This is a genomic window from Rhodanobacter sp. MP7CTX1, assembly GCF_014205795.1.
Lineage (GTDB): Bacteria > Pseudomonadota > Gammaproteobacteria > Xanthomonadales > Rhodanobacteraceae > Rhodanobacter.
On record NZ_JACHCN010000013.1, the window covers coordinates 1 to 21,805 of the forward strand.

Here is a 21,805-nt window from a genome sequence, read left to right on the forward strand (position 1 = left end):
CCTCACGATACGGTGCTGATCGTGCTCAGCAATGGCGTGGTCAAATTCCAGGGGCACTACATGAAGGTCTCCAAAGCCTTGCGCGGATTACCTGTCGCCGCGCGCCCTCGCGAGACCGAAGATGGCGTCTACGAGCTGTACTTCAGCCACCACCGACTCGCCACCATTGACATGCGTGAAGCCGATTAGACTTGTTACCCATGTCCCGGCACGTCTGTTACCCATGTCTCCGGTCTATACACCACGCAAGAGAAAAGTGACTCGCCCTCCGTAGGAGGACGAAACGCTCTTGACCTCTAAAGCAAGCAAGCCAAACCGCCAAGCCAGAGCATCGCGACTGAAGTCGCTCCCACAAGAGCAGAAACATGTCACGCGTACGAAAGCACTGGGCCCCTGCCTTCGCAGGGGTGACGAGGAGTTGGCATTCCCGCGAGCACCGGCCCCTCATCCCAGCCTTCCCCCGAAGGGAGGAAGGGGTCGTTACGGCGTCGAACCGTAGCCGCCGACCACGCCCTTGCTTGCATACGCGACAGCGTCGTGCGGGTGCAGGCTTTCCTGGTGCTCGACGCGGATGTGGAAGTCATTGAGGCGATCGTCGGCGTCGAGCGTCTTCTGGATGCGTCGCGCAGCGTCTTCACAGAACATCAGGTTGCTGCCGTTGGCCAGCGCGAATGCCTGTTCGTCTTCGCGCTTCACTGCGGTCTGCACCGGCGTGCCGAGTGCGTGTTCGACGCGATCGATCAAGCCGATCAGATCGAAACCCGCGCCCTGAGCCGGACGTACACGCAGGCACGCCACGCTGCGTTGCGCGTGCGGTGTGGCGATGATGCCCTGCTCGCTACCGAGCCAGGCCAGCACAGCGGCATGATCGAGTGACTTGCCGACATCGAAATCCTTGGCGAACTGATCCTGGATCAGCTGACGCGACAGCGCCGCGGATGCCGGACAGGTTGAGGAATAAACCACTTCAGTGCCGAGTTCGAGCAGGAAGGCATCGCCCGTCAGGCTCGCCTGAATGGTGACCGGATACGCACGCCAGCCGCTGTTCTCGCTGCGCAAGGCCGGGCGACGCACCAGGTGTTCGAATCGGATGCTGAGGCAGGCACGGTCGGCCAGATCCTTGTGCGAATCGAGGAAGCCGCGCAGCAGCGCATGCAGCGACTCGGAGGTCAGCGTTTGCGTGCTCAGCGCCTGTTCGACCTGCAGGTACAGCCGCGACATGTGGATACCGCGCTTGTCCGGCCGCTTCAGGTTGACGAAGGCACCGACCTTGGCACTCGACCGCTGCACCTCGCCATCACCGGCGTCGAAATGTACGGGTACCTGGATGTCGGCCATGCCGACCCAGTCCAGCGCCCCGGCAAGATGCGGCTGCGCGTGTACGGCAACGTCGGGCAGCAGACGGACGGTATTTTCCTGGTTCGGCATGGGTAGGTCCTGACATCGACGAATGACTCGCCGAGAAGAACATCAATCTTGGGGCAAATGAGCCGGCGCACAATAGTGCTGTGGCGGAAACACTGCGTCTCAGGTCGTTCTGGCCAGCTGCCGGCGCCATGCACGGGCTCCTTGCCACGCTTGCAGCGTGGTGGCGAATCCGCTGCGTGGCTGGCCTGCCTGCAGCGTGGCCAGTGCGTCGCCTGCGCGCGCGGCGCGCCGCGCCAGATGGCTGCCATGCCCCGATTCCAGTGCCCGAAACACGCTGAGCGGGCCGGTCAGGGTGGCCGAATCACGCCAACTGACCAGGAGATCGTCCAGTTGGGCCTTGACCGCCTGTTGTCGGGCGGCGCCAGGCTCACGCAATTGCGTCCGACTCAGGCCATGCCGGGCCAGCCGCGCCATTGGCAGCGGCAGGCGGTCACGTTCGGCGTCCTGCTCCAGGCGCAGCAGCGCGTACAGCAGGTGGTTGAGGGTAGCGACTCGCGTGGCGCGCTCGATCGATGCCTCCACGCCGTACCACCACGTGGTTTCCAGTGCCGCCAGTGCGCCATGCAGCTGGGTAGCAGCGGCCAGCTGTGCAGAAAAATCTGCTGCCGTGCCCTCTTCCAGCTGCGCCATCGCAGCCAGTACCGGCGCCAGCCAGAGTTCGCTGGCGATGGCATGGGCACGTTCGTCATCGAACAGCACCTGGGTCAGCGGATGGCGGCCACCACTGGCCGCCGCGCCCGCGAGCTCTTCGGCCCACCAGTTGAGCTTGGCCACGGCCACCTGCGGCTCGCGGATGCCATAGGCCGCACCGAGCAGCTCCTGCTCCAGCGCCGCCAGCGCGATGTGGCCCGGATAGCGCTGCCCATCCACGAAGACCAGGGCGATGCGCTGTTGCGGCTGCACCGCCAGCCACTTGTCGATGAAGCTCTGCAGTACCGCGTTTTGTTCGACCCGCTCGCTCATGCCGTGACCGGTTGCAGTCGCAGCAAGGCAGCCAGCTGGGCCGGCGTGTCCAGCACCGCATCGGCGCCCCACTCGTGCGGATCGCCGCCGTCGAGATAGCCCCAGCTCACCGCCACCGTATAGAGACCGGCAGCGGCACCGGCCTGGATATCGCGACGATCGTCGCCGACAAACAGACTGTGCGCAGGATCTAGTCTTGCGAGTTCGCAGGCCAGCAGCACGGGCGCGGGATCAGGCTTTTTCACCGGCAAGGTATCGCCAGACACCACCGCGCTGGCACGGGCGGCCCAGCCGATGCGGCTGACCAGATCATCAGTGAGAAAGGCGGCCTTGTTGGTCACGATGCCCCAACGCCACCCTTGCGCCTCAATGCGCTCAAGCAGGTCGTCGATACCATCGAACGGATGCGTCTGCTGTCCCATCACGCGCTGGTACAACTCCAGGTAGCGCGGCACCAGTCCCTCAAGCGCCGACTCCCCGCGCTCGGCAAACGCGCAGCGCAAAACGGCTCGCGCACCGCGTGAAACGACTTCACGCACGGGCGCATAGGGTGGCGGTGACACGCCCTCTTCGGCGCATTGCTCGACCAGCGCGGCGTAGAGATCTGGCGCGCTGTCGAGCAAGGTTCCATCCAGATCGAACAACACGCCCTGGATATTTTCCGGCACTGGCTTCATGGCAGCGCGCGTCATACCGGCATACGACCGCTGAGCACGTAGTTGACGGCGGTAAAACGGCTGAGCCAGGCCTTGCGCTGGAGCGGGTTGTAACCTAGCCCCGAAACGTCCTCCAGCTCCAGTCCGGCATGCCGCAGCAGACGGCCCAGTTCAGACGGCTTCAGAAATTGTGCGTAATGATGGGTGCCGCGCGGCAACATGCGCATCAGATATTCGGCACCCAGGATCGCCGCGCCGAACGCGGCCGGCGTGCGGTTCAGCGTAGACATGAATAGCCATCCGCCCGGTTTCAGCATCGCCACCAGGTCATTCACCAGCGCGGCCGGGTTGGGCACATGCTCGATCAGCTCCATGCAACACACGGCATCGAAACTTGCCGGCTCGGTGGCGGCCAGATCCGCCGAGGACTGCACCCGGTAATCGATGGCGAGGTCGGACTCGTGCAGATGCAATCGGGCGACTTCAATGACCTTCTGCCCCAGATCGATGCCGGTGACCCGCGCGCCGGCCCGTGCCAGCGTCTCGCTCAACAGGCCACCACCGCAACCGACATCGGCGACGCGAGCGTCGCGCAAGTCCATGCGTGCGGCGACATAGGCGGCGCGCACCGGATTGAGATCGTGCAGCGGGCGCGACTCGCCATCCGGATCCCACCAGCGCGCTGCGAGCTCGCCGAAGCGGGCGATCTCATCGGGGCTTACGTTGGGTGCAGTCTGCATCGTCGATTCCTCAAAAGCAGTGCCGGAGTTTAGTGCGTCTGCCATTCGCGCAGCGTGAGACGCATGAGAGCTCCAGCGTTTTCAACAGGCTCAATGTGCGGCGATGCGTTCGCGCCAGGCGTGGGTCCTGGCGAGCACGGCGTCGGTGTCGATGTCGAGCAGCACACGATCGGCCAGCTTGCGTCGGCCGGCAATCCACACATCGCTGACCTGATGGCGGCTGGCGGCATAGACCAGTTGCGAGATGACGTGGAACAGCGGCTGGGTTTCCAGATCGCTCAGGCGTACGGCAGCGAGATCGGCCTGCTTGCCAACTTCGAGCGAGCCGATCTTTGCATCCAGCCCAATCGCCTTCGCGCCATTCAGCGTGGCCGTGCGCAGCGCGTACGCGGCATCGAACGCGGCGGCGTCACCCGCGACCGCTTTCGCCAGCAACGCGGCGGTACGCATCTCGCCGAACATGTCCAGATCGTTGTTCGATGCGCAACCATCGGTGCCGAGCGCCACATTGACGCCGGCCTGACGCAGCTTTTCCGCCGGGCAGAAACCCGAGGCCAGCTTGAGGTTGGACTCCGGGCAATGCACCACCGATACGCCAGCCTCGGCACAGGCTGCTATCTCGCCGTCGGTGAGCTGGGTCATATGCACCGCGATCAGCCGATCATTGATCAGGCCGAGTTTCTGCAGGCGCTGGAACGGACGCAACCCGCTCTTGTTCTTTTCTTCGGTGACCTCGTGCGCGGTCTCGTGCATGTGCAGATGCACCGGAATATCAAGCTGATCGGACAGCACGCGAATGCGTTCGAAGCTCTCGTCCGAAACGGTATAGGGCGCGTGCGGCGCGAATGCAGTGCTGACCAGCGGATCGCCACGGAAGCTGTCGTGCACCTCGCATGCGCGCTCGAAATAATCGTCCTGGGTCGTTGCCCACGCGGTCGGGAATTCGATCACCGGCAGCCCGACCACGGCGCGGAAACCCATGCGCCGGTAGGTCGCTCCGATCACGTCGGGAAAGAAATAATTTTCGTTGGCACACGTTGTGCCGCCGCGCAGCATCTCGGCCACCGCCAGCTCCACGCCGTCGCGCACGAACTCCGGCCCGATCACCTTCGCCTCGGCCGGCCAGATGTGCTGCTGCAGCCAGACCATCAACGGCAGGTCGTCAGCCAAGCCGCGCAGCAGCGTCATCGGGTTGTGCGTATGCGAGTTGATCAGGCCGGGAATCAGCACGTGTTCGCGCAGCTCGACACGCTCAAGCGGAGCATACGCAGCGCGTGCCTCGGCGATCGGCAGCAGTGCCACGATGACGCTGTCCTGTACCACGACGGCGTGATCCTCCAGAACGACGGCATGCGGCTCGACTGGGACCACCCAGCGCGCTTCGATCATCAGGTCGACTAGCTGTGGTGTCGTCGGGCTCATCGTCAACTCGCTTTATGTCAGTTTTGGATACGACAAGGGGCGGTACCTTACGGTGGCCGCCCCTTGCCTTTGATCGTCATTCCGGCGAAGGCCGGAACCTGGTGTGCTGAACTGTGCAAAGCACGCAAAATCGATTTTGTGCGCTGCGCGCCAGTAGCTCACTGGGTCCCAGCTTTCGCTGGGATGACGAGCTGGCAGAGGCGCGAACTTGGGTTCGCGCGCCAGCTCGTCACTTCACGCGGCTGAAGTATTCGCCGGAGCGGGTGTCGACCTTGATGATCTCGTCCTGGTTCACGAACAGCGGCACGCGCACCACCGCACCGGTCTCCAGCTTGGCCGGCTTGCCGCCACCGCCCGAAGTGTCGCCGCGCACGCCCGGATCGGTTTCGACGATCTTCAACTCGACGAAATTCGGCGGCTGTACCGCGATCGGCCGACCGTTCCACAACGTCACCACGCACTCTTCCTCGCCCTTCAGCCATTTGGCGGCGTCGCCAGCAGCGGCCTTGTCGGCCTGGTGCTGCTCGAAGGTTTCCTGCTGCATGAAGTGCCAGAACTCGCCATCGCTGTAGAGATACTGCATATCCGAATCGACCACGTCGGCGCCCTCGAACGACTCGCTCGCCTTGAGGGTCTTTTCCACGGTGCGGCCGTTGAGCAGGTTGCGGATGCGGATGCGGGTGAACGCCTGGCCTTTGCCCGGCTTGATGAACTCCGCCTCGACGATCGTGCAAGGGTCGCCATCGACAATGATTTTCACACCGTTCTTGACGTCGTTGAGACCGTAGGTGGCCATGCAGTGAACTCCAGATTTAATTGAGGATCTTGGTGGGGATGATCTGTTGGAGAGATCTGATTAGAGTGATCGGATAGCGATGTTCTGATGGGCAAAGGGTCCGAACAAACCCTGTGCGTCATAAACAGCGGCTAAAATGTGAGGATTGACGGGCAAATGCCCGATACCTAGGCCGCACATGATAACCGCAAGCCCCGGCGCCCGCCTAACGCGGCCCGAAACCAGCACCGCGTCCGACTGGCGGCAACTGTGGCGGGACGCCGTCACCGACGCTGGCGAATTGCTCGCCTTGCTCGGGCTGGAATCGCTCGCCGAACGCCTGCCGCCCGCTGACGCCGGCTTTGCGTTGCGCGTGCCGCGCGGCTTCGTCGCCCGCATGCGTCCTGGCGACTCGCGCGACCCGCTGCTGCTGCAGGTATTACCTCAGCTGGCCGAACTGGATGACATACCCGGCTTCGTCACCGACGCCGTCGGCGACATGGCGTCGCGCGCCGCCCAGGGCGTGTTGCACAAATACCATGGCCGCGCCTTGCTGATCGCCAGCGGCAGCTGCGCGATCAATTGCCGCTACTGCTTCCGCCGGCATTTTCCCTACGGCGAGGAAATGGCCGCCGCCGGCCAGTGGCGGCAGGCGCTGGAGCATCTGCGGCAGGACTCCTCGATTAGCGAACTGATCCTCTCCGGCGGCGACCCGTTGTCGCTGGCCACGAGCAAGCTGGAGGAACTGAGCCGCGGCCTGGCCGAACTCCCGCATGTCACCCGCCTGCGCATCCATACCCGCCTGCCGGTGGTGCTGCCGGAGCGGATCGACGCCGCGTTCCTCAGCTGGCTCGATGCACTGCCGCTGCAGAAGGTGGTGGTGCTGCACGCCAACCATGCCAACGAAATCGACGCCAGCGTCGTGGCCGCCTGCTCCCGCCTGCGCGACGCCGGGGCCACCGTGCTCAACCAGTCGGTGCTGCTGCGCGGCATCAACGACGATGCGGGCACGCTGGCCGAGCTGTCCGAACGGCTGTTCACGGCCGGCGTGTTGCCCTACTACCTGCACCAGCTCGACCGGGTACAGGGCACCGCACATTTCGAGGTTGAGGACGCCCGCGCACAGGCCCTGATGGATACGCTGCGTACGCGGTTGCCGGGTTATCTGGTGCCCAGACTGGTCCGCGAAGTCGGCGGCGACCTGTCCAAGCGCCCGCTGTAAACCGGACAAGGGTCACCTCCGTACCGTTTTCCGCTGGCGGCCATTCGCGGAATCCGTTACAAACATCAGTTATAGACGATCCTGAACATGGATCCGCGTAGCCAGCGGTGATCAACGGACAGCTCGACGCCCCATGAAAAAAGACTACGTCATCAAGATCCTCTTCATCGAAAACTCGCTTGAAGAGGCGGAACAGATCATCAGCCTGCTACGCAATACCGGCATTGCCGTTCGCCCTGCGCGCGCCACCAATGTCGAGCAGTTGCAGGCGGCGGTAAGCGAACTGGAACCGGACATCATCATGTTCGATCCCGCCGTCGCCAACCTGGAATTGCGCGAAGTCGTGCAAGTACTGGACGCGTATGGTCGCGACTATTCGCTGGTAGGCCTGGTCAGCACCATGGACAACCAGCTCGTTGCGGACCTGTTCGTGGGCGGCGCCCGCGGCGTCACCGCGCGCAGCCAGCCGAAGCAGCTGATTGCTGTGCTTCGCCGCGAATTCGACGCGCTGCAGACCCGTCGCCAGGTGCGCCGACTGGAGACCTCGTTGCGCGAATCGGAGCGTCGCTGTGATGCGCTGCTCGATTCGTCCACCGACGCGATTGCCTATGTCCATGAAGGCATGCATGTACGCGCCAATCAGGCCTATCTGAACACCTTTGGCTACGACAGTTTCGACGACCTGCTCGGACTGCCAGTGTTGGACATGATCGATCCGGCGAACACGGACGAATTCAAGTCCTTGTTGAAGAGCCACGCGCGCCAGGAGAAGTTGCCGTCCCAGCTCGCCTTGCGCGCACGTCGCGCCGACGGCAACCACCTCGACGCCACAGTGGAATTTGCGCCGGCTACGTTCGAGGGCGAGCCTTGCCTGCAGATTGTTTTCCGGCGGCAGCTGGTCGATCCAGCGGTGCTGGAGCAGCTGCAGCGGGACTCGGTCACCGGCCTGTTCAACCGCGCACGCACGCTGGAATGCGTCGACGACGTCGTCGCCGCCGCCGCGAACGGCAAGAAAGGTCAGTCCTTGCTACTGGTCGAACCGGACAATTGGGCCTCGATCGTGGCCGGCATCGGTCTTGGCAAGGCAGATGAGCTGCTGGCCGGCTTTGCCGGCCGGATCCGCATGCTGCTGGGCACCGACGACGTTGCCGGCATGCTCGCCGAGCACACCCTGGGCGTCGTGCTGGATTCGCGCTCGGACGAAGCGATCAGGGAATGGATCGCCAAACTCCAGCACAGCATCAGCAACGAGATTTTCGATGTCGGCACGCGTTCGATCAGCGTCACGGTCAGCATCGGCGGCAGCATGCTGGGCGAGAAGAACGCGAACGCCGAACTGCTGCTCAACCAGGCCAGCCAGGCCTTGCGCACCGCGCAAAGCCTGGGCGGCAGCAAGGTCGAATTGCATGATCCGGCGGCCCGTGAAAAGGCCGATGACGAGCGGGATCGCTACTGGCTTGAACTGCTGCAGCAGGCGCTGGCGCAGAACGGGCTGGTGCTCTACCACCAGCAGACAGTCAGCCTGCAGGATGCCGAGGGCGACTACTCGGAGATCCTGCTGCGCATGAACGGCCCACAAGGCGAGGTACTGCCCGGCTTCTTCATGCCGATCGCCGAAAAGCACAACCTCAACAGCGCGATCGATCGCTGGGTGCTCGACCAGGCGATCAGTGCGTTGCAGGCACGTGAAGGTCAGGGCTTGCAGACGACGTTCTTCATCAAGCTCACCGCCGCGTCGCTGCAGGATGATTCACTGCTGCCGTGGCTGGCGGAACGACTCGGCAAGGCCGCACTGAAGAATGGCCGCGTCGTGCTGGAAATGACCGAAAGCAAGGTGATGACCCTGCTGCGCCCGGCACAGGAATTCGTGAAGGAGTGGAAGAAGCTTGGCGGCCACTTCGCGCTGGAGCAGTTCGGCTCCGGCCTGAACTCGTTCCAGCTGCTCAATCACATCGATGCGGATTATCTGAAGATCGACCGCAGCTACATGGCCGAACTGCCGCGACACCCGGAAAACCAGAAGAAGGTCGCCGAGATCTGCCAGCAGGCACGCGAGCTGAAACGCCAGACCATTGCCGAATGGGTGGAAGACGCCACGAGCACGTCGCTGCTGTTCGCCTGCGGCGTGGACTTTGTGCAGGGCAACTTCCTGCAGGAGCCGCAGCGACTGGCGTAAGAGAGTCTCGAGCAGCCTCTCCTTGCTCGTCATTCCTGCGAAGGCAGGAGGCGCTGTTCAACAGCGAAGCTGGTCACCCTGTGCTCTGGTCTTCACGAACTTGAAGTGGCCGGATCAAATCGAAGTCACTGGGTCCCTGCCTTCGCAGGGATGACGAGCTGGTTGGTCGAAGTGTCCAGTGCCACCATGAGATCAACAGCGACCCGGTCGCCCGCTTAGCTTCCGACACCACAGCAAAAAACCCGCGGATCGCTCCGCGGGTTTTTTATTGGCGCAGTAGCGCCGGCCGGATTATTCGGCGGCGGAAGCGGCGGCAGCAGCAGCGGCAGCCTTGCCGGCGGCCTTGGCAGCGGCAGCAGCGGCCACGTCTTCCTTGATGCGGGCAGCCTTGCCTTCCAGACCACGCAGGTAATACAGCTTGGCGCCGCGCACTTTACCCTTGCGCTTGACGGTCACCGAGTCGATCGCCGCGCTGTGCGACTGGAACACGCGCTCCACGCCGGTGCCGTGCGAGATTTTGCGCACGGTGAAGGCCGAATGCAGGCCACGGCTGCGGCGGGCAATGACGATACCCTCGAACGCCTGTACGCGCTCGCGGTTGCCTTCCTTCACCTTGACGTTGACGATCACGGTGTCGCCAGGGCCGAATTCCGGCAGCTGGCGGGTGATCTGCTCGGCTTCGAACTGTTCAATGATCTTGTTCATGGCGCACCTGTCGGTTCACTTTAGCTATGTCAATCAATGCTGCGGTCGTCATTCGACCGCACCGTCTTGCCGCGCTTGCTCTTGTCGAGCATGTTCGCGGCGGAATTCATCCAGCAATGCCCGGGATTCAGCATCCAGCGCACGCTGTGACAACAGATCCGGGCGGCGCAACCAGGTTCGTCCCAGCGATTGTTTCAGGCGCCAACGCGCAATCGCCGCGTGGTCACCGGACAACAAAACCTCCGGCACGGTACCCAGCGCATCACGCACCGGTTTCGTGTAGTGCGGACAATCCAGCAGGCCATCCGAAAATGAATCCTGCTCGGCCGACAGCGCATCGTTCAATGCACCATCCTGCAAGCGCCCCACCACGTCGATGATCACCGCCGCAGCAAGCTCGCCGCCTGACAGCACATAGTCGCCGATGGAAAGCTCCTCGTCGACCTCGTGCGCCAGCACGCGCTCGTCCACACCTTCATAACGTCCACAGAGCAAGGCGATGCGCGGCAGTTTCGCCAGCGCGGCCACCCTATTCTGCGTCAGCCGCGCTCCCTGCGGACTGAGATAAATCACATGTACCGGTTCGGGTACGGCGTCGCGCATGGCCGCAAGGGTCGCGCGCAACGGTTCGATCAACATCACCATTCCGGGACCGCCGCCATACGAGCTGCTGTCCACGGTACGGTGCCGGTCCGTGGTGTAGTCGCGCGGATTCCAGGTTTCCACCTGCAGCAACTCGCGTTGCTGAGCGCGTCCCACGACACCGACGGCAGCACACTGACGCACGAAGTCGGGAAACAAGGTAACGACGTCGATGCGCATGATCCCTGACCTCTGTCCCGCGGACTTTATCTCACCATCCGGCGACGTCAGAATTCAGGATCCCAGTCCACCACCATGCGCCCTGCGGACAAGTCCACCGAACGCACATACGAACCCTGGACGAAAGGAATCAGCCGCTCGCGCTCGCCATCCCTAACCACCACGACGTCGTTGGCACCGGTCGCGAACAGATGGCTGACCCGTCCCAGCTTCACATCTTCCGTGGTGACGACCTCCATTCCTTCGAGATCGACCCAGTAATACTCATCTTTTGCGGGAGCTGGCAGCTGGTCACGGGTGACATAAATGTCGTTGCCGATCAGCGCCGCCGCCTGTTCCCGGTCATCCACGCCAGGCAGCTGGGCCACCATGCCCTTGCCTTGCGAACGACCTTTCACTCCCGAGATCTCCGTCTCCACGCCCGGCGCTGCAGTGAGCAGCCAAGGTTGGTAATCGAAGATCCGCATGCGAGGTTCAGCCCAGGATTCGATCTTGAGCCAGCCTTGCACGCCGTACAGCCCGACGATGCGCCCGATCAGGACGCGCCGACCAGCTGCACTCATATTCAGGCAGCCTGCTGCTTGCCGGCTTCCTTGACCAACGCGGCGACCTTGTCGGTCAGCTGGGCGCCCTTGCTTACCCATTCCTTGACGCGCTCGACGTTCAGCTCAAGGCGCTTGTCCTTGCCCGACGCAACCGGGTTGTAGTAGCCGATGTTCTCGATGTTGCGGCCGTCGCGCTTGCTGCGCTGATCGGTCACGACAACGTGGTAGAACGGACGGCCCTTGGCGCCACCGCGCGAAAGACGAATCTTGACCATAACTAAAACTCCAGAGTTGCCGAACTACGGCAGCCGCACGAGAACCGTGCGCGGTAAACGGGGCATTTTAACGGATTTTGAGGAAAAGGGAAGAGCTAGAGCCCAGGGACGAGAGGCGAGTAGCGAGGGCGCGAAGATCGGACACGAACACAACCAAGCCAGCCTGCAGCTTCATGCAGAGCGCCCTCGCTACTCGTCCCTCGCCCCTGCAATTGCCTCAGCGCGGCGGCGGCAGACCGCCCATGCCGCCCATCCCGCCCATGCCTTTCATGGCGCCGCGCATCTGTCGCATGAGGCCCTTGGTACCGCCCTTGGACAATTTGGACATCATCTTTTCCATCTGCATGTACTGCTTGAGCAGACGGTTGACGTCGGCAGGCTGAGTGCCTGAGCCGCGGGCCACGCGGGCGCGGCGCGAGCCATTCAGCAAATCGGGATGGCGACGTTCCTTCTTGGTCATCGAGCTGATGATCGCCACCATCCGCTTCATTTCGCCGTCATTGACCTTGGACTTGACGCTGTCCGGAAGACCGGCCACACCCGGCAGCTTGTCCATCAGACCGGCCAGACCGCCCATGCTGTTCATCTGTTCCAGCTGATCCTTCATGTCGTTCAGGTCGAAGCGCTTGCCCTTCATCACTTTCTGGGCAAGCTTCTGCGCCTTTTCCTGGTCGACCTTGCGCTCGACTTCCTCGACCAGCGACAAAACGTCGCCCATGCCGAGGATGCGTTGCGCCAGACGATCCGGATGGAACGGTTCCAGCGCGTCGGTCTTCTCGCCGGCACCGAGGAACTTGATCGGTCGGCCAGTGACATAACGCACCGACAAGGCGGCACCGCCGCGGGCGTCACCATCGGTCTTGGTGAGGATCACGCCGGTCAGCGGCAGGGCGTCGCTGAATGCCTTGGCAGTGGTGGCTGCATCCTGGCCGGTCATCGAGTCGACCACGAACAGCGTTTCGATCGGCGTGATCGCGGCGTGCAATGCCTTGATCTCGGCCATCATCGCCTGGTCCACATGCAGGCGGCCGGCAGTATCGACGATCAGCACATCGACCACTTCGCGGCGCGCGGCCTGCACCGCGGCCTTCGCGATGTCGACCGGATCCTGGCCGGCTTCGGACGGGAAGAATTTCACCCCGACCTGTTCGGCCAAGGTGCGCAACTGTTCGATCGCCGCGGGACGATAGACGTCGCAGCTGACCACCATCACTTTTTTCTTCTTGCGCTCGGTCAACAGGCGCGCGAGCTTGGCGACCGTGGTGGTCTTGCCGGCGCCTTGAAGGCCCGCCATCAGCACCACGGCCGGCGGCTGCTGTGCAAGGTTCAGCTCTGTGTTGGCGGTGCCCATCACCGTGGTCAGCTCGTCGCTGACCACCTTGACCAAGGCCTGCCCAGGGCTGAGGCTCTTCATCACATCCTGGCCGACCGCACGCACCTTGATCCGCTGGATCAGCGCCTGCACCACCGGCAGCGCCACATCGGCTTCCAGTAGCGCGATACGCACCTCGCGAAGCGACTCGCGGATGTTTTCCTCGGTCAGCCGGCCGCGGCCGCGCAGGCGATTGACGGTGGTGGAAAGACGTTGGCTGAGTGACTCGAACATGACGGGACCGGCGTACAGGAAAGTGCTCGATTATAGCGGACGGATCCATGACGAACGATCGTCGCACCCCGCATGCACGCCCGGCGGACCCTGTGCGACACTCTCCCGCTATGGCCATTCACGTCTTTGCCCTGTTCGCGATCGTGCTTTACCTCGCCGCCGCAGGGGGGCTGGCGCGACCCATGTTGAGTGGTGGCCGGCCAATGAATTGGCTGGCGCTGAGCCTTGCCGGCAGCGCGGTGCTGATCCACGCCGGCATCCTGCTGGGCATGCATCGCGGCGCTCTGGACCTGCACTTTTTCGCCGCACTGTCGCTGGTTGCGTTCGTGGTGTCGTCGCTGACCTTGCTGGTGAATCTCTCGCGTCCGGTCGCTGCGCTCGGCGTGATCGTGTTTCCGCTGACCGCGTTGCTGATCGCGGTGGACAGCTTCGTGGCTCCGCCAACCCTGCCGCTGGCGATGGGCTGGCAGATCAAGCTGCATGTGACGGTAGCGCTGATCGCGTTCAGCGTGCTGTCGATGGCTGCCGCATTGGCGATTCTACTGGCGGTGCAGGATCGCGCATTGCGGCATCGCCAATTCAGTCCCTGGATGCGCGCCCTGCCGCCGCTGACGCTGACCGAAGCGCTGCTGTTCCGATTGATCGCCGCGGGCTTTCTGTTGCTGACCCTGACCCTGCTCACTGGGGCACTTTTTGTCGATAACCTGTTCGGCCAGCATCTCGCGCACAAGACGATCCTGTCGATCGTGGCGTGGCTGGTTTTCGGCACCCTGCTCTACGGCCGCTGGCAGCATGGCTGGCGCGGTCAACAGGCGGTGAAGCTGACCTTGGTCGGCATGGCCGTACTGCTACTCGCCTTCTTCGGCACCAAGGCGGTGCTGGAACTGATCCTGCATCGCACCGTCTGACATGGCCGCGCAATTCGTACTGACGCTGTCATGCCTGGATCGGCCCGGCATTGTCGCTGCGGTATCCGGCCATTTCGCCACGCGAGGCGACAACATCCTGGAAGCCCAACAGTTCGGCGATACCGAAACGGGGCGGTTCTTCATGCGCCTCGTTTTCCAGCCGCTGCTGGCCGACGTGACACTGGCCAGTCTGCAGGCGGGTTTTGAAGAGATCGCCAGCCGGCTTGAGCTGCAGTGGCAAATACGTGACCGCAACGAACGACGCCGGGTGATGCTGCTGGTGTCGAAATTCGACCACTGCCTGGCCGACGTGCTCTATCGCTGGCGCATCGGCGAGCTGGCGATGAAGATTTCCGGCATCGTCGCCAATCATCCTCGCGAAACGTATCAGCACCTCGATTTCGACGACATCCCGTTCCACTACCTGCCGGCCAATGCAGCCGACAAGGATGCGCAGCTGTGGGCGCTGATCGAGCAGAGCCGCACCGACCTGGTCGTGCTGGCGCGCTACATGCAGATACTGTCCGGCGAATTGACAACGAAGCTGGCCGGGCGCTGCATCAATATCCACCACTCCTTCCTGCCCGGCTTCAAGGGTGCGCTTCCCTACCATCAGGCGCACCGACGCGGGGTCAAGCTGATCGGCGCGACGACCCACTATGTCACCGCCGAGCTGGATGAAGGACCGATCATCGAGCAGGACATCGAACGCGTCAGTCACCACGACACGCCCGATGACATGATCCGCATCGGCCGCGACATCGAGCGTCGCGTGCTCGCGCGCACTCTGCGACTTTATCTGGACGATCGCATTCTGCTCAACGGCAACAAAACCGTGGTGTTCAGCTCGTAAGTTGGTAAGCGTGGTTTGCGCCTGGATTTGCGTGCTCCGCATGCTCGTGTGGGAGCGACTTCAGTCGCGATGCTGTGGCTTTGCTGTTTGGCCTGCTTCAGAGCATCGCGACTGAAGTCGCTCCCACAAGAGCCATCGCGCACGGGGTGCGCTCCTACATCTCAAGAACAGGCATCTCAACGACAGGTGTCAATTCAGCGGCAGGCGTCGATCGCCTCCGCCAACCGTTCCACGCCAATCACCTCCATCTCGCCGACCCGCCCCTTCTTCGGCGCATTCGCCTTCGGCACGATCGCGCGTCGGAAACCGTGCGTGGCGGCCTCCTTCAACCGTTCTTCGCCGTTCGGCACAGGGCGGATCTCGCCGGACAAACCGACCTCGCCGAACGTGATGGTCTGCTCCGGTAGCGGTCGGTCGCGCAACGACGAAAGCACCGCCAGCAGCACGGGCAAATCCGCCGCAGTTTCCTGCACGCGGATACCGCCGACCACGTTGACGAATACGTCCTGGTCGTAAGCTGCCACGCCACCATGCCGGTGCAGCACGGCAAGCAGCATGGCCAGACGGTTCTGCTCCAGCCCCAGCGCGACGCGGCGTGGATTGCCCAGTGACGACTGATCGACCAGCGCCTGCACTTCGACCAACAATGGCCGTGTGCCCTCGCGGGTGACCATCACCGCACTGCCCGACGTCGGCCCGCTGTGCGCCGACAGGAAGATCGCCGATGGATTGGGCACTTCGCGAAGGCCCTTGTCGGACATCGCAAACACGCCCAGTTCGTTTACCGCTCCAAAGCGGTTCTTGAATGCCCGCAGGATGCGGAAGCGACTGCCCGATTCGCCCTCGAAATACAGCACCGCGTCGACCATGTGCTCGAGTACGCGCGGGCCGGCAATGCCGCCGTCCTTGGTGACGTGGCCGACCAGAAAGACCGACGTGCCGGTCTCCTTGGCAAATCGCGTGAGCTTGGCTGCGGATTCGCGTACCTGGCTGACTGAGCCCGGCGCCGCCGGCAGTGACTCGGTCCAGATTGTCTGGATCGAATCGATCACCAGTACCCGCGGACGAGTTTCCATGGCCTGCTCGAGAACGCGCTCGATGCACGTTTCGGCCAACGCCTGCAACGGCTCCAACGGCAGACCCAGGCGCTGCGCGCGCGAGGCCACTTGCGACAACGATTCCTCACCGGTGACATACACACTGGGCAGATGCGCACCCAGGGTACCCAGCATCTGCAGCAGCAAGGTCGATTTGCCGATACCCGGATCGCCGCCGATCAGCACCACTGAACCCTGCACCAGCCCGCCACCAAGTACCCGATCCAGCTCGCCGATGCCGGTCAGCGTGCGCGCCTCAGTCGTCAGTGCCACTGCGACGAGTGGAGTAATGCGCGCCGCGCCGGCGGCATTGCCGGCGTAGTTGGAGCGCTGCGCACCCATCGATGCATTCGCAGCCGACGCCGGCGTCAGCACGATCGAACTGAGCGTGTTCCACACCCCGCATTCGACGCACTGACCCTGCCACTTGTTGTGCTCGGCGCCGCACTCGGTGCAGACATACGCGGTCTTGGCTTTGGCCATGGAGGATTCCGACTGGGAGGCTGTGATGACGGAGAGCTTAGCCTGCCGGCATCGCAAACCGCGAGACGCATCGGCGCATGATGCGGTTAGCGAACGGTATCGCGAATGCCCTTCGACTTCGCTGCGCTCGGGGCGAACGGCTCAACTGAATCGCTTCCATGAATGTTGGGCATCGCTGCGCTCACCCCAACCTACCCGCAACAATCAGCAGCCCCGTAGGTTGGGGTGAGCGCAGCGATGCCCAACATCCCCACCACGCCCGGCACCCCCGTAAGTTGAGGCGATCAAAGCGACTTACTGTTCGTCTTCGACGAACAGCACGCGGCGGGTCATACCGCAGGTGAGGTCGTAGGAGATCGTGCCGGACTGCGCGGCGATCAGCTCCACTGGCAGCTGCGGCCCCCACAGAGTCACTCGATCACCGACCTTTGCGTGTGGCGCTTCGCGCAGGTCGAGCGTGATCAGATCCATCGAGACGCGGCCGATCAGCGGCACGCGCTGGTCGCCGACCAGCACCGGCGTGCCGGCTGCGGCGCTGCGTGGATAGCCGTCGCCGTAGCCCACCGCCGCCACGCCTACCGGCATGTCTTCGGGACAGGTCCAGGTACCGTTGTAGCCGATGCGCTCGCCGCGCTTGATCGGGTTGATCGCGATCAGGCAGGTGCTCAGCGTCATCGCTGGACGAAAACCGAAATCCGCGCCGGTCTTGCCATCCACCACCGACAATCCATACAGCAAACCCCCGGTGCGTACCCAGTCGGCGCGCGCATCGGGCCAGCCCAACACGGCGGCGGAATTGGACAGCGAGCGCGGCCCGCGCAGGTCACGTGTGGCTTCGGCGAAGCGAGCGATCTGCAGCGGCGTCTGCGTGCCATCGAATATTTCGGAATCGGAAAAATGCGTGAGCAGTCCGATCTCCGGATCGATGCCGGGCATCGCCGCGAGTTGTGCATGCACTCCGGCCACTTGTTCGGGCGCGAAGCCGAGTCGATGCATGCCGCTGTCGACCTTCAGCCACACGCGCAAACGACCGCGGGTCGATGGGGTCTGTGCCAGCCATTGCAGTTGCGTTTCGTGATGGATCGCCGCATCCAGCTGCAGCCGCTGCATCTCGGAAATATCGCGGGCACTATCGGGGCCCGACAGCACCACGATGCGCTGCTGGTGTCCTGCCGCGCGCAGGCGCAGGCCATCACCGAGCGCCGCCACCGCAAACGCATCGGCCTCGCGATCCAGCGCGCGCGCGACCCGTTCCAACCCGTGCCCGTAGGCGTCGGCCTTGACCACGGCCATCACCTTTGCGGGCGCGGCAAGCGCCTTGATGCGCGCCAGGTTGTGACGCAGCGCGCCCAGATGGACGGTGGCGACGGTGGTACGACTCATCGTGAACGGGGCATCGGCAGAGTGGCTTCCTGACGCTCGCCGGGCATCAATCGAACGACCCGGAGAACGAGTCCGGGGCGTAGTTCTCGAACTTCGTGTAGTGGCCCAGGAAGGTCAGCTTGCACGTGTCGGTGGGACCGTTACGCTGCTTGCCGATGATGATCTCGGCAATGCCCTTGTCCGGCGATTCCTTGTTGTAGTACTCGTCGCGGTAGATGAACATGATGACGTCGGCGTCTTGCTCGATCGCGCCGGATTCGCGCAGATCGGACATCATCGGGCGCTTGTCGGCGCGCTGCTCGAGCGAGCGGTTCAACTGTGACAGGGCGATCACGGGCACGTTCAACTCCTTGGCGAGGCCCTTGAGTGAACGCGAAATTTCTGAAATTTCGGTGGCGCGATTCTCTTTGTTTCCGGGCACCTGCATCAACTGCAGATAGTCGATCACGATCAGGCCCAGCCCGCCGTGTTCGCGATGCAATCGTCGCGAGCGCGAACGCAGCTCCACCGGCGACAGGCTGGGCGTGTCGTCGATGAAGATCTTTGCATCCGACAGGATCGAGATTGCATTGGAGACGCGCGGCCAGTCTTCTTCCTGCAGGTCGCCGTTACGCAGGTGCTGCTGGTGGATACGTCCGACCGAGGAGATCAGGCGGAACGCCAGCTGCGAGGCGGACATTTCCATCGAGAACACCACCACCGCCTTCTTGCTGCGCAGCGCAGCGGTCTCGGCAATGTTCAGCGCAAACGCGGTCTTGCCCATCGACGGGCGTGCCGCCACGATGATCAGGTCCGACGGCTGCAGGCCGGAAGTAAGGTTGTCCAGATCGGTGAAGCCGGTGGTGATGCCGGTAAGCTGGCCGCGATTTTCATAGCGCTCGCTGAGCAGACGGAAAGCATCCTTCACCGCCTCGCGCATGGAGACGGAATCCTTCTTGCCGCGCGTACCGGATTCGGCGATGTGGAACACGCGCTGCTCGGCGCTTTCCAGCACCTCCTGCACGCTCTTGCCTTCCGGGCGATAGCCGTCCTCGGTGATCGAGGTACCCGCGTCGATGAGCTGACGCAGCACCGACTTCTCGCGCACGATGTCGGCATAGGCGACGATATTCGCGGCGCTCGGCGTGCTGTTGGCCAGCTCGATGAGATAACCGGCACCGCCGACCATCTCGGCCAGGCCATTGCTCTCGAACCAGTCGCCCAGGGTCACCGCATCGCACGGCATGCCCTTGTTCGCCAGTTCGTTGATCGCGCGCCAGATCAGTCGGTGATCCTTGCGGTAGAAGTCCAGCTCGGCCAGCTTGTCGGCGACCTTGTCCAGCGCGTCCGGTGCCAGCATCAGACCGCCAAGCACCGCCTGTTCACCGTCGATGGAGTGCGGCGGCACCCGCAGCGCCTCGATGGCGGAAGATGACGATTTGCGCTCAGGCACGAAGGACATTGACTTACCTCACGGAGGATTACCTCACGGAAAAACGGGCACCCGCCGACATATCTCGAATGGGAGCACTGACGATCATCATACGCGGCAGCGTCTCAGCCGCCGAGACAATAACTCTGTGGATAACCTGTGCGTTGCTGTGGATAGAACGCGGGTTGTCGGCACGCTGGCGACTTTGTCGATGGCGCGGCTGTCGGTAGGCCGAGCGCCAAAACAGACGGGCGCCCGAAGGCGCCCGTCCATGACCAGCATCTTGCGTGTAGCTTACTTGTCGCTCTTGTCGCCGACCACGATCACCTTGACGGTGGTGTGCACGTCGGCGTGCAGGTGGATTGCCACGTCGAACTCGCCGGTGTGGCGAAGCGGGCCTTCGCCCAGAATCACTTCACCCTTGTTGACGGTGTGACCAACCGCGGCCAGGGCCTCGGCGATGTCGCGCGGGCCAACCGAACCGAACAGCTTGCCTTCAGCACTGGCATGCGCGGCGATTGTCACCGACGCATCGGCCAGCTTGGCCTTGCGCTCTTCGGCGTCGGCCAGCTGGGTGTTGGCCTTGGCTTCGTATTCGGCGCGACGCTGTTCGAACGCAGCCAGATTGGCGGCATTGACGCGTACGGCCTTGCCCTGCGGCAAGAGGAAATTACGACCATAACCGGGCTTCACGACGACCTTGTCGCCGAGCGTGCCGAGGTTGCGGACTTTCTGCAGAAGAATGAGTTCCATGATGCTTCCTTTTCGTTAGCGCCGGTGTGGCCCGACGCAGCCAGAGGACGGTTGTCCGAAGGATGTCTGAAGTCAGACCCGACCGAGGTCGGGCGCAACAGCTGACCGCAACACAAGGTTGCGGTCAGTCACGATCAGACGTCGTGGTTATCGGTGTACGGCAGCAACGACAGGAAGCGTGCGCGCTTGATCGCGGTGGCCAGCTGACGCTGATAGCGCGCCTTGGTGCCCGTGATGCGGCTCGGCACGATCTTGCCGTTCTCGGTGACGTACTGACGCAGCGTGTTGAGATCCTTGTAGTCGATCTCTTTGACGTCTTCGGCAGTGAAGCGGCAGAACTTGCGGCGGCGGAAAAACTTGGACATGGTCTGGATTCCTATCAGTCGTCGCTGTCGCGATCATTGTCGCGGTCATCGCGGTCACGGCCGCGGCCTTCGCCTTCACCATCGTCATCACGGCGACGGGTGGACTTGGCGTCATCCTTTTCCTTGCTCTTCAGGATGAAGGACGGCTCGATATCGGCTTCGTCACGACGCACAACCAGGTGACGCAGCACGGCATCGTTGAAGCGGAAACCCGACTCCAGCTCGTTCAGCGCGTTCTGGCTCACTTCGATGTTGAGCAGCACGTAATGTGCCTTGGCCAGATTGACGATCGGATAGGCCAGCTGACGACGGCCCCAGTCTTCCAGACGATGGATCTTGCCGCCGTCGGTCTCGATCAGCGCTTTGTAGCGCTCGATCATCGCCGGGACCTGTTCACTCTGGTCAGGGTGGACCAGAAACACAACTTCGTAATGACGCAGGGTCATCTTGGGGTTAGCTCCTTGTGGATGCGGCCTTGCGGCCTCGCAGCCTCCCGCTGGTGCGGTGAGGCAAGTACCTACCCACGCCTATGCGGCGCAGACAGAAGCGGAATAGTACGTTACTTGCGGATCGTCGCGCAAGTCGTTGATGGATAAAGGGGCGAGGGACGAGTAGCGAGGGCGCCAAAACCGAGCGACTTTGCCTGGCCGGGGGTCAAAGCTCGTCGTGAGGCATGACTCGTCGCCCTCGCTACTCGCCCCTAACCCGTGCCCCTACATCAGCTGACAGTAAAGCTCTCGCCGCAGCCGCATTCGCCGGTGGCGTTCGGGTTGTGAAACACGAAGCTGGCGTTGAGGCCCTGCCGCTGAAAATCGATCACGGTGCCCTGCACCAGCGCCAGGCTCTTGTCATTGACGATCAAAGGCAGACCGTCCACCTGCACCAGCTGGTCGCCATCCTCCATCGCCTCGGCCAGATCCACCACGTAGGCGAAACCCGAACAACCGGTGCGCTTGACGCCAAACCGCACGCCAGCGGCCGCCGGCGTGCTGGCCAGGAAATGGCGCATGCGTTCGCTGGCAGCGGGAGTGATGGTGATGTTCATGCGGGCGTAGCCAACCTTAGACGGTGATGCGGAATGCAATGCTCCGGAAACGCGCAGCCCGGGCAGCAGCTACATTATCATGGCGGTTTGTTCGTGCGTGCCAAGAGCGGCGCGCCACTTCATCGAGCTTCATATTCATCAACGACAACTAGCGCCGATATGTGGCGCTTTG

At 63.1% G+C, this 21,805-nt stretch carries 22 protein-coding genes and 1 pseudogene; 5 read left to right on the plus strand and 18 right to left on the minus strand.

What is annotated here, in order from left to right:
* A pseudogene (locus tag HDE77_RS14965) lies at window positions 1-189 on the plus strand (IS481 family transposase); the annotation flags it as partial.
* 291 nt (window positions 190-480) lie between these two features.
* On the opposite strand, the gene folE2 reads toward HDE77_RS14965, so the two are convergent.
* The 6 genes from folE2 to efp form a co-directional block, all read right to left on the minus strand.
* A complete protein-coding gene (gene folE2, locus HDE77_RS14970; protein ID WP_184418539.1) occupies window positions 481-1,428 on the minus strand; it encodes a GTP cyclohydrolase FolE2 in 948 nt (315 codons plus the stop codon).
* A gap of 99 nt (window positions 1,429-1,527) precedes the next feature.
* A complete protein-coding gene (locus tag HDE77_RS14975) occupies window positions 1,528-2,391 on the minus strand; it encodes a squalene/phytoene synthase family protein (RefSeq protein ID WP_184418541.1) in 864 nt (287 codons plus the stop codon).
* Entirely contained in the window at window positions 2,388-3,068 is a 681-nt protein-coding gene (gene gph, locus HDE77_RS14980; RefSeq protein WP_184418543.1) for a phosphoglycolate phosphatase, read from the minus strand. Before gph ends, HDE77_RS14975 begins: the two co-directional genes overlap by 4 nt.
* Window positions 3,069-3,079: 11 nt before the next feature.
* On the minus strand, window positions 3,080-3,787 hold the full coding sequence (gene ubiG / locus HDE77_RS14985) for a bifunctional 2-polyprenyl-6-hydroxyphenol methylase/3-demethylubiquinol 3-O-methyltransferase UbiG (protein WP_184418545.1): 708 nt from the start codon (window positions 3,785-3,787) through the stop codon (window positions 3,080-3,082).
* A gap of 90 nt (window positions 3,788-3,877) precedes the next feature.
* A complete protein-coding gene (locus HDE77_RS14990; RefSeq protein WP_184418547.1) occupies window positions 3,878-5,209 on the minus strand; it encodes a TRZ/ATZ family hydrolase in 1,332 nt (443 codons plus the stop codon).
* 229 nt (window positions 5,210-5,438) lie between these two features.
* Window positions 5,439-6,005 carry an elongation factor P gene (efp, locus tag HDE77_RS14995; protein WP_184418549.1) on the minus strand — a complete coding sequence of 189 codons (567 nt, stop codon included), beginning with the start codon at window positions 6,003-6,005 and terminating at the stop codon, window positions 5,439-5,441.
* A gap of 178 nt (window positions 6,006-6,183) precedes the next feature.
* Between efp and epmB the strand changes: the two genes are divergently transcribed.
* Complete coding sequence (epmB, locus tag HDE77_RS15000; RefSeq protein ID WP_184418551.1) at window positions 6,184-7,206, plus strand: EF-P beta-lysylation protein EpmB; 1,023 nt, start codon at window positions 6,184-6,186, stop codon at window positions 7,204-7,206.
* Between the two features lie 133 nt (window positions 7,207-7,339).
* The gene (locus HDE77_RS15005) at window positions 7,340-9,382 is read left to right on the plus strand and encodes an EAL domain-containing protein (protein ID WP_184418553.1); all 2,043 of its coding nucleotides are present in this window, start codon (window positions 7,340-7,342) and stop codon (window positions 9,380-9,382) included.
* Between the two features lie 291 nt (window positions 9,383-9,673).
* On the opposite strand, the gene rplS is transcribed toward HDE77_RS15005, so the two are convergent.
* The 5 genes from rplS to ffh form a co-directional block, all read right to left on the minus strand.
* The gene (rplS, locus tag HDE77_RS15010; protein ID WP_184418555.1) at window positions 9,674-10,087 is read right to left on the minus strand and encodes a 50S ribosomal protein L19; all 414 of its coding nucleotides are present in this window, start codon (window positions 10,085-10,087) and stop codon (window positions 9,674-9,676) included.
* Between the two features lie 48 nt (window positions 10,088-10,135).
* A complete protein-coding gene (gene trmD / locus HDE77_RS15015; protein ID WP_184418557.1) occupies window positions 10,136-10,909 on the minus strand; it encodes a tRNA (guanosine(37)-N1)-methyltransferase TrmD in 774 nt (257 codons plus the stop codon).
* Window positions 10,910-10,956: 47 nt separating this feature from the next.
* Complete coding sequence (rimM, locus tag HDE77_RS15020) at window positions 10,957-11,472, minus strand: ribosome maturation factor RimM (protein WP_184418559.1); 516 nt, start codon at window positions 11,470-11,472, stop codon at window positions 10,957-10,959.
* A gap of 2 nt (window positions 11,473-11,474) precedes the next feature.
* A complete protein-coding gene (rpsP, locus tag HDE77_RS15025; RefSeq protein ID WP_077444504.1) occupies window positions 11,475-11,729 on the minus strand; it encodes a 30S ribosomal protein S16 in 255 nt (84 codons plus the stop codon).
* Between the two features lie 217 nt (window positions 11,730-11,946).
* A complete protein-coding gene (gene ffh, locus HDE77_RS15030; protein ID WP_184418561.1) occupies window positions 11,947-13,335 on the minus strand; it encodes a signal recognition particle protein in 1,389 nt (462 codons plus the stop codon).
* Window positions 13,336-13,445: 110 nt separating this feature from the next.
* Between ffh and ccsA the strand changes: the two genes are divergently transcribed.
* Window positions 13,446-14,243, plus strand: coding sequence for a cytochrome c biogenesis protein CcsA (gene ccsA / locus HDE77_RS15035; protein WP_184418769.1), 798 nt, complete (start codon window positions 13,446-13,448; stop codon window positions 14,241-14,243).
* Window position 14,244: 1 nt separating this feature from the next.
* The gene (gene purU / locus HDE77_RS15040; protein ID WP_184418563.1) at window positions 14,245-15,096 is read left to right on the plus strand and encodes a formyltetrahydrofolate deformylase; all 852 of its coding nucleotides are present in this window, start codon (window positions 14,245-14,247) and stop codon (window positions 15,094-15,096) included.
* 194 nt (window positions 15,097-15,290) lie between these two features.
* Here the strand turns inward: purU and radA are convergent, their stop codons facing one another.
* From radA to HDE77_RS15075, 7 genes are all read right to left on the minus strand, one after another.
* Window positions 15,291-16,676 carry a DNA repair protein RadA gene (gene radA / locus HDE77_RS15045; RefSeq protein ID WP_184418565.1) on the minus strand — a complete coding sequence of 462 codons (1,386 nt, stop codon included), beginning with the start codon at window positions 16,674-16,676 and terminating at the stop codon, window positions 15,291-15,293.
* 294 nt (window positions 16,677-16,970) lie between these two features.
* Window positions 16,971-18,059, minus strand: a complete 1,089-nt coding sequence (gene alr, locus HDE77_RS15050) for an alanine racemase (RefSeq protein WP_184418567.1) — start codon at window positions 18,057-18,059, stop codon at window positions 16,971-16,973.
* 46 nt (window positions 18,060-18,105) lie between these two features.
* Entirely contained in the window at window positions 18,106-19,500 is a 1,395-nt protein-coding gene (locus HDE77_RS15055; protein WP_184418569.1) for a replicative DNA helicase, read from the minus strand.
* Between the two features lie 264 nt (window positions 19,501-19,764).
* A complete protein-coding gene (gene rplI, locus HDE77_RS15060) occupies window positions 19,765-20,223 on the minus strand; it encodes a 50S ribosomal protein L9 (protein ID WP_184418571.1) in 459 nt (152 codons plus the stop codon).
* A 134-nt stretch (window positions 20,224-20,357) separates the two neighbouring features.
* Window positions 20,358-20,588 carry a 30S ribosomal protein S18 gene (gene rpsR, locus HDE77_RS15065; protein ID WP_007081973.1) on the minus strand — a complete coding sequence of 77 codons (231 nt, stop codon included), beginning with the start codon at window positions 20,586-20,588 and terminating at the stop codon, window positions 20,358-20,360.
* 14 nt (window positions 20,589-20,602) lie between these two features.
* Window positions 20,603-21,034 (minus strand): 30S ribosomal protein S6, encoded by a 432-nt coding sequence (gene rpsF / locus HDE77_RS15070; protein ID WP_184418573.1) that lies wholly within the window; start codon window positions 21,032-21,034, stop codon window positions 20,603-20,605.
* Window positions 21,035-21,306: 272 nt separating this feature from the next.
* Window positions 21,307-21,633: an iron-sulfur cluster assembly accessory protein gene (locus HDE77_RS15075; RefSeq protein ID WP_184418575.1), complete on the minus strand. Its 327-nt coding sequence runs from the start codon at window positions 21,631-21,633 to the stop codon at window positions 21,307-21,309.
* Between the last annotated feature and the right edge of the window lie 172 nt (window positions 21,634-21,805).

What these genes read in the sequence shown, in the direction of transcription:
- folE2 (WP_184418539.1), bottom strand. Translation starts at nt 1,428, where the DNA reads ATGCCGAACCAGGAAAATACCGTCCGTCTGCTGCCCGACGTTGCCGTA.
- HDE77_RS14975 (WP_184418541.1), bottom strand. Translation starts at nt 2,391, where the DNA reads ATGAGCGAGCGGGTCGAACAAAACGCGGTACTGCAGAGCTTCATCGAC.
- gph (WP_184418543.1), bottom strand. Translation starts at nt 3,068, where the DNA reads ATGAAGCCAGTGCCGGAAAATATCCAGGGCGTGTTGTTCGATCTGGAT.
- ubiG (WP_184418545.1), bottom strand. Translation starts at nt 3,787, where the DNA reads ATGCAGACTGCACCCAACGTAAGCCCCGATGAGATCGCCCGCTTCGGC.
- HDE77_RS14990 (WP_184418547.1), bottom strand. Translation starts at nt 5,209, where the DNA reads ATGAGCCCGACGACACCACAGCTAGTCGACCTGATGATCGAAGCGCGC.
- efp (WP_184418549.1), bottom strand. Translation starts at nt 6,005, where the DNA reads ATGGCCACCTACGGTCTCAACGACGTCAAGAACGGTGTGAAAATCATT.
- epmB (WP_184418551.1), top strand. Translation starts at nt 6,184, where the DNA reads ATGATAACCGCAAGCCCCGGCGCCCGCCTAACGCGGCCCGAAACCAGC.
- HDE77_RS15005 (WP_184418553.1), top strand. Translation starts at nt 7,340, where the DNA reads ATGAAAAAAGACTACGTCATCAAGATCCTCTTCATCGAAAACTCGCTT.
- rplS (WP_184418555.1), bottom strand. Translation starts at nt 10,087, where the DNA reads ATGAACAAGATCATTGAACAGTTCGAAGCCGAGCAGATCACCCGCCAG.
- trmD (WP_184418557.1), bottom strand. Translation starts at nt 10,909, where the DNA reads ATGCGCATCGACGTCGTTACCTTGTTTCCCGACTTCGTGCGTCAGTGT.
- rimM (WP_184418559.1), bottom strand. Translation starts at nt 11,472, where the DNA reads ATGAGTGCAGCTGGTCGGCGCGTCCTGATCGGGCGCATCGTCGGGCTG.
- rpsP (WP_077444504.1), bottom strand. Translation starts at nt 11,729, where the DNA reads ATGGTCAAGATTCGTCTTTCGCGCGGTGGCGCCAAGGGCCGTCCGTTC.
- ffh (WP_184418561.1), bottom strand. Translation starts at nt 13,335, where the DNA reads ATGTTCGAGTCACTCAGCCAACGTCTTTCCACCACCGTCAATCGCCTG.
- ccsA (WP_184418769.1), top strand. Translation starts at nt 13,446, where the DNA reads ATGGCCATTCACGTCTTTGCCCTGTTCGCGATCGTGCTTTACCTCGCC.
- purU (WP_184418563.1), top strand. Translation starts at nt 14,245, where the DNA reads ATGGCCGCGCAATTCGTACTGACGCTGTCATGCCTGGATCGGCCCGGC.
- radA (WP_184418565.1), bottom strand. Translation starts at nt 16,676, where the DNA reads ATGGCCAAAGCCAAGACCGCGTATGTCTGCACCGAGTGCGGCGCCGAG.
- alr (WP_184418567.1), bottom strand. Translation starts at nt 18,059, where the DNA reads ATGAGTCGTACCACCGTCGCCACCGTCCATCTGGGCGCGCTGCGTCAC.
- HDE77_RS15055 (WP_184418569.1), bottom strand. Translation starts at nt 19,500, where the DNA reads ATGTCCTTCGTGCCTGAGCGCAAATCGTCATCTTCCGCCATCGAGGCG.
- rplI (WP_184418571.1), bottom strand. Translation starts at nt 20,223, where the DNA reads ATGGAACTCATTCTTCTGCAGAAAGTCCGCAACCTCGGCACGCTCGGC.
- rpsR (WP_007081973.1), bottom strand. Translation starts at nt 20,588, where the DNA reads ATGTCCAAGTTTTTCCGCCGCCGCAAGTTCTGCCGCTTCACTGCCGAA.
- rpsF (WP_184418573.1), bottom strand. Translation starts at nt 21,034, where the DNA reads ATGACCCTGCGTCATTACGAAGTTGTGTTTCTGGTCCACCCTGACCAG.
- HDE77_RS15075 (WP_184418575.1), bottom strand. Translation starts at nt 21,633, where the DNA reads ATGAACATCACCATCACTCCCGCTGCCAGCGAACGCATGCGCCATTTC.